Genomic DNA, 13302 nt, shown 5'->3' with positions numbered 1-13302 from the left:
ATGGGAAAGATTTATATGATTGGTTCACAAAAAGGGGGTACGGCGAAGACAACAACTACGTTCAATCTGGCGTACTGCCTGCGGAAGATGGGGAAGAGGGTTCTGGCTGTGGATTTTGACAGCCAGGCAAATTTGACAACGTGCTTCGGCGTGGAGGATACGGGGGGTTTGGATGATACTATCGGGCATCTGATGATGGCGCAGATTGAGGATATGAAGCTGCCGTCCCCGAAAAAGTACATACGGACGAAGGACGGGGTGGACTTTATCCCATCGTCTATTTATCTGTCGGTGGTGGATGCGAAGCTGCGGCTGGAGATGGGGGCGGAGAAGATGCTGTCCGGGATTTTGGAGCCGCTGCGGGAGAAGTATGATTATATCCTGATTGATACCTGTCCGTCCCTTGGGACTTTGACAATAAATGCGTTGGCGGCTGCCGATGAGGTGATTATCACGGTGAATCCCCAGCTTCTGGCCATGATGGGGATGCAGGACTTTCTGCGGACGGTGGTGAAGATAAGGAAGCGGATCAATCCGGGGCTGGGGATTGCGGGCATCCTGATGACCATGTGCGAGTCCAGGACGAAGCTGTGCAGGGTTCTGACGGAGGAAGTGGCGGAGAATTTCCAGGAGCAGATTCGGGTGTTTGAGACGAAGATTCCCAGTACGGTGAAGGTGGGGGAGAGTATTTATTACAGCCTGCCGGTGGCGGAGTACAGCCCGAAGGCGAGCGCAGGGGTGGCTTATAGAAAGTTTGCAAAGGAGCTGGTTTCGTATGAAGGCTAATGGGACGAAGAGGAAGATTTTTAGTGACGCTGTGGACCTTCTGGCGGGGACGGAAGAGGTTTCTGCTGTGGAGAACGGGATCAGGATGCTGCCCATTGACAGTATCCGTCCGTTCCGGAAGCATCCTTTCCGGCTGTATGAGGGGGAGCGTCTGGAGGATATGGTGGAGAGCATTAAGGAGCATGGGGTCCTGAATCCGGTGATTGTGTGGCAGGAAGGGGACGGGTATGAGATGCTTGCGGGGCATAACCGGCAGATGGCGGGAAGGCTTGCGGGGCTGGCGGAGATTCCGGCGATTGTGAAGACGGATTTGACGGAAGAGGATGCTTATGTGTATGTGATTGAGACCAATGTGATACAGAGGGGTTTTGCGGAGCTTCTGCCGTCCGAGAAGGCGTCGGTGCTGGCGGAGCGGTATGAAAAGGTCAGCAGCCAGGGGCGGCGGAATGACATTCTGGAGGAGATCGCCAGGCTGAACGGGCAGGACACGGCGGGGACTTGTGGACATGATGTCCACAAGTTGAAGAGCCGGGATGCCATCGGGGAAGAGTACGGGATGACCGGGAGGAACATTGCCAGGTATATGCGGGTGCAGCAGTTGGAGGAACCTTTGAAGGAGCGGCTGGACGAGGGTGCGCTGCCTCTGGTGGCGGCGGTGGATCTGTCTTATCTGTCAGGGAAGGAGCAGGAGGTGGTGTCCGGGCTGGCGGAGAAGGGGAAGATAAAGCTGGAGGCGAAGACGGCGAAGTGCGTCAGGGGCATGGCCGGAAATGTGACGGAGAAGAGGGTGCTGGAGGCACTTGACGGCGGGAGAGGGAAGAAGGGTTCTGCTGGAAAGCCTATCAGGCTGCCGGCGGATGTGTACGAGAGGTATTTTGCCGGTGTGAAGCCTGCGGATGTGGCTGGGATTGTGGAGGAAGCGCTGGCGGCATGGTTCGGGAAAGGGGGAGTGGCTGATGTTCCGGGCGGAAGAGATAGAGAAGCTGGATAGGTCCTATTTTAATATTATTCTGGCGGAGGAATATGATGTGACGATCCAGTCCAGGAATACGGGGCATATCTGGTATATCCATAATCCGGAGTATCCGGGAGAGGGGGAGTGTATTATTTTCCATAAGCACAGGGCTTCCCAGCCTTATCATCAGCATGGGAGGGCCAGGAGTCTGGGGCAGGCGGTACGGAGTATTATGGGGCATGATGTGTTCCAGATAAATGGGCGAAGAAGAGGCAGATTATAGTAAAATGTTTTGTGGAAAATGATAGTATGACGGAAACAAGGAGTTCATCGAATATATTTGGTGGGCTTCTTGTTTATTTGTGAATTGAAGAAAAAAAGGTCTTGTGGTAAAATATATTTTGGGATTTTATATTTGAATGTTTTTGGGCATATTTTCTCTCTTTTGATGTGTATAAAGATATCAAATAGGATGAGACCAGTATCTGGTATAGTGTGGAATGTTAGCTTGTGTGAAGAAATGATGATTAAGAAAACTAGGTAAGTAGGTTTATATAAAGGAATATAGAGATTAAAAAAATACGGAGGTAGATATGGCAGCGGGAACTACTAATATCGGATTTGAAGAAAAATTATGGCAGGCGGCAGATAAGTTGCGTTCTAATATGGATGCAGCAGAGTATAAGCATGTGGTCTTGGGGCTAATATTTTTGAAATATGTATCGGATTCTTTTGAAGAAAAGTATCAGGTTTTGCTGGAGGAAGGATATGGTGATGAAGAAGACAGAGATGAGTATTTGGCGGATAATATCTTCTGGGTTCCAAAGGAGGCAAGGTGGTCAGAGATTCAGAAGCATGCTACCAGTGCGGATATAGGCAGTGTAATTGACCATGCAATGGAAACGATAGAGAATGAAAATAACTCATTAAAAGGCGTTTTGACAAAGAATTATTCAAGAGCAGAACTTGATAAAACACGCTTGGGAGAACTGGTAACTTTGTTTACCAATATAGAGGTTGGTTCAACAGCAGCGCAGGAAAGAGATGTTTTGGGACGTGTATATGAATATTTTTTAAGTAAGTTTGCAAGTGCGGAGGGCAAATTAGGGGGAGAGTTTTATACACCATCCTGCATTGTAAGGACTTTGGTAGAGATGATTGAGCCATTTGAAGGGCAGATTTTTGATCCGGCATGTGGGAGCGGCGGTATGTTTTGTCAGTCAGCCCGATTTGTAAGAGAACATCAGGGAAATGTCAGAGATATTTCTATTTTTGGCCAAGAAAGTAATCCAACAACATGGAAATTGGCAAAGATGAATTTGGCGATTCGGCAATTGGAGGCAAATCTTGGAAAGCATAATGCAGATTCATTTCATGATGACCAGCATAAGACATTAAAGGCAAATTATATTTTGGCTAATCCACCATTTAATGTATCGGATTGGGGAGGAGAGAGGCTGCAGGATGATATCCGATGGAAATATGGAGTCCCGCCAGTTGGTAATGCTAACTTTGCATGGTTGCAGCATATGATTCATCATTTAAGTCCGGCAGGCGGAGTATGTGGGACAGTACTAGCAAATGGTTCTTTAAGTTCTAATACATCCAATGAGGGAAATATCAGGAAAAATATGATTATAGGTGATGTTGTCGAATGTATTGTGGCAATGCCGGGTCAATTGTTTTATTCCACTGGGATTCCGGTATCTCTTTGGATTTTGAGGAAAGGAAAAACAGAGCAATCCCAAAATAAAGTACTTTTCATAGATGCAAGAAAATTAGGACATATGATAGACCGAAAGGTTCGGGAATTATCAGAAGATGATATTAGGAAAATTGCGGATGCATACCAGAATTGGAGACAGGGGAAAGAATATGAGGATATTCAGGGATTTTGTAAAGAAGCAACATTAAAAGAGATAGATGGACAAGACTATATTTTGACTCCGGGGAGATATGTAGGGATAGAAGAGCAGGAAGATGACATAGAGGCGTTTGATGAAAAAATGAAAAGATTTACTGCAGAACTATCGCAATTGTTTGATAAATCTTTGGAGTTACAGAATGAAATAAGGAAAAGTTTGGGAGCGATTGGGTATGAAATCTGAAAAAGAATTGTGTTTTAAGTTTCGGTCACCGCTTAATATAGGGGATACGGAGAACCAGACATATGGGTGTCGGCATTCTAATCCGGATATTTGTGGGAATGCTAATTTGGAAGAGATTTGTGCATTTGTTAGAAATGATAATATTTGTAAAAGACCATCTGCATCATGGAGGAAACAATATTTAAAGCTAAAGGAAGAACAGTTATGAAAACAGTTTCTTTAATAGAGTTATGTTATTCAGTGACGGATTGCCCGCATTCAACTCCTAAATGGACAAATGCTGGTAAAATTGTAATACGGAATCAGAATATCAGAAACGGAAGATTAGATACATCATCAGTATCATATACCACTCAGGAAGATTATGATAAGCGGATAAAAAGAGCATTGCCCAATGTAGGTGATATCATAATTACTCGGGAAGCTCCTATGGGAGAAGTATGTATGATTCCTGATAATTTAGAATGTTGCTTAGGACAACGAATGGTTTTATTGAAACCGAATAAGGATTTGGTAGATAATAATTACTTACTTTATGCCCTGCAATCTCCATATGTTCAAAATCAAATATCATGGAGTGAAGGAACCGGAACAACAGTGAGTAATTTGCGGATACCTCATCTAAAAAAACTACAGATTCCTATAATAGAATTAATAAAACAAAGAAAAATTGCAAAATTGTTAGCGAATTTAGATAAGAAGATTGCAGTGAATAATGAGATAAACGATAATTTAGCGAATCAAATTCAGGCTATCTACTGTAACAGCTATGATTCAATAGCATATAAACCGTCTGGTATTTTAGCTGATATATGCCATTATTCAACAGATAAGGTGCCTGTATCTGACCTTTCAGTATCGACATACTATTCGACCGAGAATATGCAGCCTAATAAATTGGGTGCTGTAGATGCTACGAGTTTGCCCTCAATGTCACAAACTACTAAGTGCCATAAGGGTGATGTTCTTATATCTAATATTAGGCCTTATTTTAAGAAAATAGTCTATGCAACTAATGAATGTGGCTGCTCAACAGATGTACTGTGTTTTTCTCCCAAAGAAAACATCCTGTCGGCGTTTCTTTTTGGAACCCTCTATCTTGATCGGTTTTTCGATTATATGGTGGCTGGTTCAAAAGGAACCAAGATGCCACGAGGAGATAAACAGCAGATAATGAATTATCCTATTGTCATTCCATCGAAAGAGTCACTCACCATATATAATGAAACCGTACTACCGATGCTTGAACAAATTGCTTGCAATCGAGCTGAAAACAAAAGGCTTACAGATTTACGGGATACCCTTATGCCAAAGCTGATGTCCGGTGAGATTGATGTGTCTGCCATCCAACTCTAAGCCGCTAAATTATCGTTTATGATAGAAGGAGTGTTATGAAACTTGCTTTAAATCCAGAACTAAATAGGCGCTTGCGTGAAAAGATAAATGAATGGGATAACTTTACTTGTGAAAAAACGTCAAATTTTAAGTCACCTGAAAAAAGGGGGAAATGCATAAAGACGCAAGCATATAATTGTATTTGTGCTTGTCTGGATCGTATTGATGAACTGGTTGAGCATTGCAATGCTTTGGAACTTAAATCGCTATTTGGATTGTATGATATTTTTAATTATGGACAGACATTAATTGACTGCATAAGCATGATTTCAAAAATTTATAATGTTCCGTATGAAGCAGAGAATGATATATCGTGTTTTAACCAAAAAGGCAACGATGGTAGTGGTAATGATGAGAAGTATTTCAAATATCTCCGTTCGCTTTGTTCTGTACATCCGGTTGAAACAAGCCAGCATAAGATATATCAGGGGGATGAACCAGAATGGTGCCCTTATATATCAGGTTCCGGTGTAGTAATGCGAATGCTTGAGAATATAAATCCCGAATTAAAAAATGCAGATTATTATGCGGTAGTGTATAGAAATGATATGGAGTTCAATAAATATGTTCCAATTAGAGTGTCACAAATAATACAGTATTTGAGTAAACGGTACGAACATATTGAGAAAATTGTACAGGCCATTGATAGATATAATGATGCTAAAATTGCAGATTTAATTGAAAAACATATTCCCTTACCGGAAGAATCTGATACATATATTAGTTATTTGTTGGGATTGAAGGAGGCGTTTGCAGAGAGATGTGGCGATAAGGAATGCTATCAAATTAAAGAATGGATTGGTATCATGAAGGCGCATTTTGCTGATGAAAAGATGCAATCCAAGTTGCAGGAATTTCAGGAGACAATGAAAGAGGGAATAAAGGAAATACACCATAAATTGCAGAATATGGATATACATGACTGTTTTAATGAAAATCCAGTTCGATATCGCACAAATTTTATCCCTAATGGATATGCATTGGAAAAACTGCATTATCTCGAAGATATATTTATGGGTATGCCAGATGAAGAAGCCTACAAATTGATTGAAAAAGGTGGAGAGCCTTTTATAAATGATAGGTTAAATTCAATGCTTTCAATTATTTCCAAAGCTCAGGCTTCTGATTTATCGGAAGAAGAAATGATGGATGTTGCAAGAGAAATTAACTACAGATTTAAGGTTACTAATTCGGAATGGGCGAGGGTGCTACTGAAAATAATAGAGCCATATTTTGCAAATACTGTGGAGTTTGATTATTTGTTAGATGATTGGTATCTGTATTTGCAGATAAAGATTGCTTTTTGGCGTATGTCTAAGAAAAGATAAAAGGAAGATGTGATTTTATGCCTATTAATGAAAATACGTTAGAGCAGGTAATTATAACAGAATTACGGAAAAATGGATACGAATATTTCTATGGGCCGGATATCAATAGAGATTATCATGAGGTGATACTTAGAGATTCTTTTGAAGCTGCTATGTTTAAGATAAATCAGGGGATTAAGGCCGACATGGTGGAAGAAGCCTACAAATTTATTAAAAACCTTGGTTTGCTTAAGTTAGAGGATATGAATGCTGCTTTCCATAAGTATTTGATTGAAGGTGTTCCTATTAATTATCGTGTAAGTGGGGAGCTACGTACTTATACGGTAAAGTTGATTGATTTTGCAGAACCAGAAAGAAATGAATTTTATGTCGTCAATCAATATACCGTGATTGAGTATAAGAATAAGAGACCGGATGTTCTGGTATTTGTGAATGGTATTCCGTTGGTATTGTTTGAACTGAAAAATATTACAAATGAAGAGATTACGATTGAAAACGCATATAAGCAGGTCAAAAACTACCAAATGGATATTCCCTCTTTGTTTTATTATAATGCTTTTAATGTAATCAGTGACGGTCTGGATACCCGCATGGGGACAATCACGTCAGATTTTACCCGTTATATGGTGTGGAAATCGGAAAATGGAGAAAAACCGGAAGAGGGAGGACTTAACTATTTTTCGGTTCTTTTGAATGGTGTATTTCCCAAAGCAAGGCTTTTGGATTTGATACGGAATTTTATTGTTTTCCAGAATAGTAAGGGCAGGACAATCAAAATCATTGCCGGGTATCATCAGTATTTTGCGGTGAGAAAAGCAGTGGAGCGTACAAGGAATGCCCTGGAGGAACACAGTAGGAAGGTCGGGGTAGTGTGGCATACGCAGGGCAGTGGGAAGAGTTTGTCCATGGTGTTCTATACAGGCTGTATCGTCAGCAATCCGGAATTTAATAATCCTACTATTATAGTTTTGACAGATAGGAATGATCTGGATAACCAGCTTTTTGACACGTTTTGTTCCAGTTCTAAGCTGTTGTTGCGGCAGACACCGAAGCAGGCAAGAAGCCGGGAGCATCTGAAAGAGTTGTTACGGGTAAAGGCTGGGGGTATTATTTTTACCACGATTCAAAAATTTGAGGAAAGCAGTGAAGTATTGAGTGAGCGGAGCAATATCATATTTATGGCAGATGAGGCGCACCGTTCTCAATATGGCCTGGATGGGAAACTTGATAGGGAAACAGGTGAGTGGAAATATGGTATGGCAAAGTATATGAGGGATTCTTTGCCGAACGCCACGTTTATCGGATTTACCGGGACACCCATTGACTTTGATGACAGGTCAACTGTGGAAGTTTTTGGGGAATACATTGATATTTATGATATGACGCAGGCGGTAGAGGATGGGGCAACTGTGCCGATTTATTATGAAAACCGTACTGCGAAGATAAAGCTGAATGAGGAACTGCTGAAACAGATAGATGCGGAATATGAAAAAATGGCAGGTGAGGCGTCAGAGACGGCGATTGAGAAATCGAAATCAGACTTGTCTACCATTGAGGCAATTATAGGCTCTAAGGAAAGGCTGTCCCTTTTAGCGGATGATATGATTGCCCATTATGAAGACAGACAGTATGTGCTTACGGGCAAAGCTATGATTGTGTGTATGAGCCGGAGGATTGCTATCAATCTTTATCGGATTATTCTGGAAAAGCGGCCGGAATGGAAACAGAAAGTGAAGGTGGTTTTGACATCCAGCAATCAGGATGATGAGGACTGGCATGATATTATTGGGAACAAAGCGTATCGGGATGGTCTTATGCTGGAATTTAAGGATGATACCAGTGAGTTTAAAATTGCAATTGTGGTGGATATGTGGCTGACGGGTTTTGATGTTCCATCTATGGCGACTATGTATATTGATAAGCCGATGAAAGGGCATAATCTGATGCAGGCAATCGCTCGTGTCAACCGTGTATACAGGGATAAAGAGGCAGGATTGATTGTTGATTACATAGGTATGGCGGCAGAGTTGAAAAGTGCGTTAAGCCAGTATACCAAGCGTGACCAGGACAAGATCCCGGATTTGGGACAGGCATTGTCTATAGCAATAGAGAAGCTGGAAATTATGCGGGATATGTTCTACGGATTTGATTATTCTGATTTTTTTGGAGTAGACGATTCGGTGCGTCTTGCTGTGATAGCAAACGGGGTTAATTTTTCCCTTGGGATGGAAGAGGATGAACAGAAAAGTTTTATCCGGGAGGCTACAGCCCTTAGTCAGGCGGAAACGCTTTGCCGGAGTATGCTTGATGCCAGGATAAAACAGGAAATTGAATTTTTTAAATGTGTGAAGGCTGGAATTTGCAAAACTGCGGGACGGATGGGGATTACGACAAATGAGATAAACGCAAGGATTATGAAATTGCTGGAGCAGGCGATTGAGCAGGATGGCGTTTATAATATCTTTGCAGAGGCGGGGAAAAAGAATCCGGAGATTTCGATTTTGTCAGAGGAATATATGGAGAAAATCCGCAGGATGAAGCACAAGAATATTGCCGCGGAGATGCTGCGGAAACTGCTGGAGGATAATATCCGTGTATTTGCAAGGACCGGGGTTGTGAAATCACAGCTTTTTTCGGAGAAGATGCAGAAATTATTAAAGATGTACAATAACAGACTGATTACCAGTGCGGAGGTGATTGAGGAATTATTGAATCTGTCAAAAGAGATGACAGAGGCTTATAAGGCTGGGGATGAAAAGGGATTGTCTGTGGAGGAACTGGCTTTTTATGATGCGTTGGTGTCAGATCCCGAAGTTCTTAGAAAGATGCAGGATAAGGTTTTGATTGAAATGGCGCAAGAATTGACGGAATTGATCCGTAGGAGCAGGACGGTTGACTGGGATAAGAAGGAGTCTGCCCGTGCTTATATGAGGACGCAGGTGAAGCATCTTTTGAGGAAATATAAATATCCGCCGGAGAAAGCCAGGGGTGCTGTTGATATTGTGATTAAACAGGCGGAATTGATGAGCAGCAATATAAAACCGAGGGCTACAGTTTATGAGTTTCAGACAGGAACGGGGCTTTCCATGGTGGCAGAAGAGTCTGTGCCATATGGTGAGAAACAAAAATAATGATATGTGTTAAAGGGAGAGAGTAGAAGAAATATAGGAATGTCAGGGGAGAAACAGTCAGGTTATTCTGGCTGTTTTTCTTTGGACTATTTTACATATATGACTATGAGATGTTTTTTGGGGAAGACTTTATATACATGGTAGATTATGGAAAGTGGGATTGCGTCGTAGAAGACAGGCCCAGGGCAGATTGCATTAGTACATGAAAAGTCATGAATACGAGCGGTGCTGCCAGGAAGGAGAGACGATGCCTGACCCTTTGCTTTCATCATCCGGAAAAGGGCTGGTGAGCATACGAATAATCGCCAATGAAAAAAGCAGTGTTGTGTTTTTGAAGTTTTGTCTTGAATGTCACAGTATAGTTAAGAATCGAATCATGCTTCCGCCGGGGCGTCACCCGTGCGGAGAGATGTGTTTTGAAGACCGTAAGAGGCTGGATTCCGGCTTTTTGCGGTCTTTTTTTGTGTTAGAAGGAGTGGCAGCCGGTTTTTCCTGGCTTTACCGTAGGGTAAAGGAAGGGAAGCCGTATGTCAAAACGGAGAATCAGGATTCAGTCAGGAAGGGAAGAGGTATGGATGGAGGTCACGGAGGAAGAGTATCAGCGGTATTTCCGCCCGTGGTGGAGGCAGAAGAAGAGGGAGCAGAGGAACCGTGAGGCGATGGAGGAAAAGGGGTATACGGAAGAGTCTTATGAGGCGTGGAGGGACGATGCGGCGGAGGATATGGGGGTTGCGGATACGAAGCAGCCGGATATGGATGAGCTGCTGGAGAAGGAGATGCTGCTTGGGGTGCTGGAGGAAGCGCTGGATTCCCTGATGCCGGAAGAGCGGGAGCTGGCCTTGAAGGTGTTCGGGGAGCAGGTGCCGGTGAGCGAGTTTGCGAAGGAGCGGGGCGAGCCAAGGACAACGGTGTCTTCCCGGAAGGTGTCGGTGCTGGGGAAGCTGCGGGAGTTTTTCCGGGGGAAGGGGCTGGATGTGTGAGCGGGCCGGCGGTTCGACAATAAAGGACAGGCTTGTCGAATGGTTTTTGAAAAAGTTTTTGAAATCATTCGTCACATTTGAAAAAAGTGTCATTACGGGAAGTAGAGGGGTAAATTTACTGCCTTTCAAAATGGGAAGGAAGGAGGCCGGGATTTATGGAAAATTCACAGGAGCTGATCGGGATTCTGCAGGCGATCAGCATTGTGGCGAAGAGCCTTGCGGTGAAGCTGATGAAGATTGACCGTGAGGTCAGGGCGTATGAGTCCGCCGGGGAAGGGACCCGGGGCAGAAGGAAAATGAAGAAAGGAAAGTGACGGTATGGCTGAAAGGAAAAAGGTGTTTATCTGCAGCCCATTCCGTGGGGACATGGAGGGGAATGCGAGGAGGGCGGCCGGGTACTGCCGGACGGCCTGGGAAAAGGGGGTACTGCCGGTTGCGCCGCATCTGTTGTTCCCGCAGTTTCTGAACGAGGGGATCGAGGCGGAGCGGCAGGCGGGGCTTGCCATGGGGCTGGAACTGCTCCTTTGCTGTGACGGGGTGTGGGTGTTCGGGGAGGCCACGGAAGGGATGGCTTCGGAGATTGCCTTTGCCGTGGAGCATGGGATTGAGGTGCGGTTCATGGAGCCAGAAAGCATGGAAGGAGGGAGCGGGCATGGAGATGGTGCTGGTGTTGACGCATCTGACGGGGAGTGATGAGCTGGACCGGCAGAGGGCGGAGGAATACTGCCGGTATGCGGCCCATAAGGGGAAGATTCCGGTGAGTCCGTTTTTATGTTTCCACGGCATTTTCAGGGATGAGCTTGGGAGCGCAGTGGAGGGGATTCTGGTCTCCAGGCTGATGGAGAAGGCGGACGGGATCTGGGTGTTCGGCTTTGAGAGGGGCGAGCGGCGCAGGCTGATGGAGGCAAAGGTACGGAAGATGTACGGGGAGAAGGCGCAGTATTTCAGCCATCCGGAGATTGGGAAGGAGCTGCTGGTGTGCGCTATGTATTCCGAGGAACTGATAGAGCGTTTGGAAGATATGGAGGGATTGTAATATGGGCAATGAATGGTTGAGGATTGCGGACGGGTTTTCCATGGTGGCGGACGGGATTAGAGGGCTTGCCGGTATGGAGTGGAATGGTGCTGCTGATATGGCGGAGAAGGATGTGGCTGTGCCGGAGAACGGCGTTGCCGTGGACGGAGACGGGAAAGGGGAAGCGGCCGGGGATGCCGTGGAGACCAGTGCTGCGGAGGCCGGGGATTCTGGCTCCGGGAAGGGGCAGAAGGCCGGGGAAGCGGATAAGAAGGTGGATAAGAAGGCAGCGGATTCCAAGAAGGCTGTTGCCATTGAGGACGTGCGGGCTGTGATGGCGCAGAAGACCCAGGAGGGGAAGTCGAAGGAGATCAAGGAGCTGCTGCAGAAGTACGGGGCGGTGAAGCTGTCGGCGGTGGACCCGGCGCATTACCCGGCGCTTTTGAAGGAAGCGGGGGTGCTTTGATATGGGGAGACATGCGTTATTGTCGGCGTCTTCTTCTAAGCGGTGGCTGAACTGTACGCCGTCCGCGCGGCTGGAAGAGCAGTTTGCAGAAGAGGCGGGGAACAGCGTGTATGCGGAGGAAGGGACTGCCGCCCATGCCCTTGCGGAGCATAAGCTGAAACGGAGCCTGAAACGGCGTTCCAAGCGTCCGGTGTCGGATTACCAGTGTGACGAGATGGAGGAATGCACGGACGGGTATGTGTCCTATGCCATGGAGCAGGTGGAGCTTGCCGGGCAGGAGTGTAAGGACCCGGTGGTGCTGATCGAGCAGAGGCTGGATTATTCGGCCTATGTGCCGGAGGGGTTCGGCACGGGGGACCTGCTGATCGTGGCGGACCGGGTGCTGACGGTGGTTGATTTGAAGTACGGGAAGGGCGTTGCCGTGGAGGCGGAATGGAACCCGCAGATGATGCTGTATGGCCTGGGGGCGCTGGAGCTGTTCGGGGCTATCTATGATATTGACGTGGTGCGTATGGCGATTTACCAGCCGCGGCTGGAATCGGTGAGCACCTGGGAGATTTCCGTACCGGAATTGATGGAGTGGGTGGAGAAGGAATTGAAGCCGAAGGCGGCGCTTGCCATCAATGGTGAGGGCGAGTTCCGGAGTGGTTCCTGGTGCCGGTTCTGCAAGGCGAAGGATACCTGCAGGGCCAGGGCAGAGGAATATTTGAGGCTGGCACAGATGGAGTTTAAGGCTCCGGCGCTTTTGACGGATGACGAGATCGCGGAGGTCTTGAAGGTGGCGGACGAGCTTGCCAGGTGGTCTGCGGACGTGTATGCCTATGCCCAGGACGAAGCGGTGTCCAGGGGGAAGAAATGGAACGGTTTTAAGCTGGTGGAGGGCAGGAGCAATCGGAAGTATACGGACGAGGAAGAGGCGGCGGAGGCGGCTGTGGCTGCCGGGTACACGGATATCTATAAGAAGTCGCTGATCGGGATTACGGAGATGGAGAAGCTGCTTGGAAAGAAGAGGTTTGCGGAGGTTCTTGGGAAGCTGGTGTATAAGCCCCGGGGGAAGATCACGCTGGTGCCGGAGTCGGACAAGAGGCAGGAAGTAATGGCAGCAACCGCAGAGGCGGATTTTAAGGAGGAAGAATAA

The 13302-nt window shown here is 45.9% G+C and carries 13 protein-coding genes; all 13 read left to right on the top strand.

Annotated elements, in window-relative coordinates; all coding sequences use genetic code 11:
* The 13 genes from EBB54_RS20375 to EBB54_RS20315 all read left to right on the top strand — a co-directional run bounded on the left by EBB54_RS20375 (position 1) and on the right by EBB54_RS20315 (position 13302).
* Complete coding sequence (locus EBB54_RS20375; RefSeq protein ID WP_125128752.1) at positions 1-786, top strand: ParA family protein; 786 nt, start codon at positions 1-3, stop codon at positions 784-786.
* Complete coding sequence (locus EBB54_RS20370; protein ID WP_125128751.1) at positions 776-1777, top strand: ParB N-terminal domain-containing protein; 1002 nt, start codon at positions 776-778, stop codon at positions 1775-1777. Before EBB54_RS20375 ends, EBB54_RS20370 begins: the two co-directional genes overlap by 11 nt.
* On the top strand, positions 1743-2024 hold the full coding sequence (locus EBB54_RS20365) for a hypothetical protein (protein WP_125128750.1): 282 nt from the start codon (positions 1743-1745) through the stop codon (positions 2022-2024). Before EBB54_RS20370 ends, EBB54_RS20365 begins: the two co-directional genes overlap by 35 nt.
* Before the next feature lie 310 nt (positions 2025-2334).
* The gene (locus tag EBB54_RS20360) at positions 2335-3849 is read left to right on the top strand and encodes a type I restriction-modification system subunit M (RefSeq protein ID WP_125128749.1); all 1515 of its coding nucleotides are present in this window, start codon (positions 2335-2337) and stop codon (positions 3847-3849) included.
* Between the two features lie 165 nt (positions 3850-4014).
* Positions 4015-5205: a restriction endonuclease subunit S gene (locus tag EBB54_RS20350; RefSeq protein ID WP_125128747.1), complete on the top strand. Its 1191-nt coding sequence runs from the start codon at positions 4015-4017 to the stop codon at positions 5203-5205.
* A gap of 35 nt (positions 5206-5240) precedes the next feature.
* Complete coding sequence (locus EBB54_RS20345; RefSeq protein WP_125128746.1) at positions 5241-6572, top strand: hypothetical protein; 1332 nt, start codon at positions 5241-5243, stop codon at positions 6570-6572.
* Positions 6573-6589: 17 nt separating this feature from the next.
* A complete protein-coding gene (locus tag EBB54_RS20340) occupies positions 6590-9703 on the top strand; it encodes a type I restriction endonuclease subunit R (protein ID WP_125128745.1) in 3114 nt (1037 codons plus the stop codon).
* Positions 9704-10230: 527 nt separating this feature from the next.
* On the top strand, positions 10231-10683 hold the full coding sequence (locus EBB54_RS20335; protein WP_125128744.1) for a sigma-70 RNA polymerase sigma factor region 4 domain-containing protein: 453 nt from the start codon (positions 10231-10233) through the stop codon (positions 10681-10683).
* A gap of 155 nt (positions 10684-10838) precedes the next feature.
* Positions 10839-10997, top strand: coding sequence for a hypothetical protein (locus EBB54_RS30585; RefSeq protein ID WP_170178101.1), 159 nt, complete (start codon positions 10839-10841; stop codon positions 10995-10997).
* Positions 10998-11001: 4 nt separating this feature from the next.
* Positions 11002-11376: a DUF7768 domain-containing protein gene (locus EBB54_RS20330; protein WP_125128743.1), complete on the top strand. Its 375-nt coding sequence runs from the start codon at positions 11002-11004 to the stop codon at positions 11374-11376.
* A complete protein-coding gene (locus EBB54_RS20325) occupies positions 11336-11719 on the top strand; it encodes a DUF7768 domain-containing protein (protein WP_125128742.1) in 384 nt (127 codons plus the stop codon). The genes EBB54_RS20330 and EBB54_RS20325 overlap by 41 nt, the downstream gene beginning before the upstream one ends.
* A gap of 1 nt (position 11720) precedes the next feature.
* The gene (locus EBB54_RS20320; protein WP_243127743.1) at positions 11721-12164 is read left to right on the top strand and encodes a hypothetical protein; all 444 of its coding nucleotides are present in this window, start codon (positions 11721-11723) and stop codon (positions 12162-12164) included.
* A gap of 1 nt (position 12165) precedes the next feature.
* Complete coding sequence (locus tag EBB54_RS20315; protein WP_125128741.1) at positions 12166-13302, top strand: DUF2800 domain-containing protein; 1137 nt, start codon at positions 12166-12168, stop codon at positions 13300-13302.

Source organism: Schaedlerella arabinosiphila, assembly GCF_003885045.1.
In the GTDB taxonomy this organism is placed as follows: domain Bacteria; phylum Bacillota; class Clostridia; order Lachnospirales; family Lachnospiraceae; genus Schaedlerella; species Schaedlerella arabinosiphila.
This window is presented reverse-complemented; position numbering and strand designations above follow the sequence as displayed.

Bases quoted from the DNA above. Each gene is read 5' to 3' on its own strand.
- EBB54_RS30585 (WP_170178101.1), top strand. From the start codon at position 10,839: ATGGAAAATTCACAGGAGCTGATCGGGATTCTGCAGGCGATCAGCATT.
- EBB54_RS20350 (WP_125128747.1), top strand. From the start codon at position 4,015: ATGGAGGAAACAATATTTAAAGCTAAAGGAAGAACAGTTATGAAAACA.
- EBB54_RS20340 (WP_125128745.1), top strand. From the start codon at position 6,590: ATGCCTATTAATGAAAATACGTTAGAGCAGGTAATTATAACAGAATTA.
- EBB54_RS20370 (WP_125128751.1), top strand. From the start codon at position 776: ATGAAGGCTAATGGGACGAAGAGGAAGATTTTTAGTGACGCTGTGGAC.
- EBB54_RS20325 (WP_125128742.1), top strand. From the start codon at position 11,336: ATGGAGATGGTGCTGGTGTTGACGCATCTGACGGGGAGTGATGAGCTG.
- EBB54_RS20345 (WP_125128746.1), top strand. From the start codon at position 5,241: ATGAAACTTGCTTTAAATCCAGAACTAAATAGGCGCTTGCGTGAAAAG.
- EBB54_RS20330 (WP_125128743.1), top strand. From the start codon at position 11,002: ATGGCTGAAAGGAAAAAGGTGTTTATCTGCAGCCCATTCCGTGGGGAC.
- EBB54_RS20360 (WP_125128749.1), top strand. From the start codon at position 2,335: ATGGCAGCGGGAACTACTAATATCGGATTTGAAGAAAAATTATGGCAG.
- EBB54_RS20320 (WP_243127743.1), top strand. From the start codon at position 11,721: ATGGGCAATGAATGGTTGAGGATTGCGGACGGGTTTTCCATGGTGGCG.
- EBB54_RS20375 (WP_125128752.1), top strand. From the start codon at position 1: ATGGGAAAGATTTATATGATTGGTTCACAAAAAGGGGGTACGGCGAAG.
- EBB54_RS20365 (WP_125128750.1), top strand. From the start codon at position 1,743: ATGTTCCGGGCGGAAGAGATAGAGAAGCTGGATAGGTCCTATTTTAAT.
- EBB54_RS20315 (WP_125128741.1), top strand. From the start codon at position 12,166: ATGGGGAGACATGCGTTATTGTCGGCGTCTTCTTCTAAGCGGTGGCTG.
- EBB54_RS20335 (WP_125128744.1), top strand. From the start codon at position 10,231: ATGTCAAAACGGAGAATCAGGATTCAGTCAGGAAGGGAAGAGGTATGG.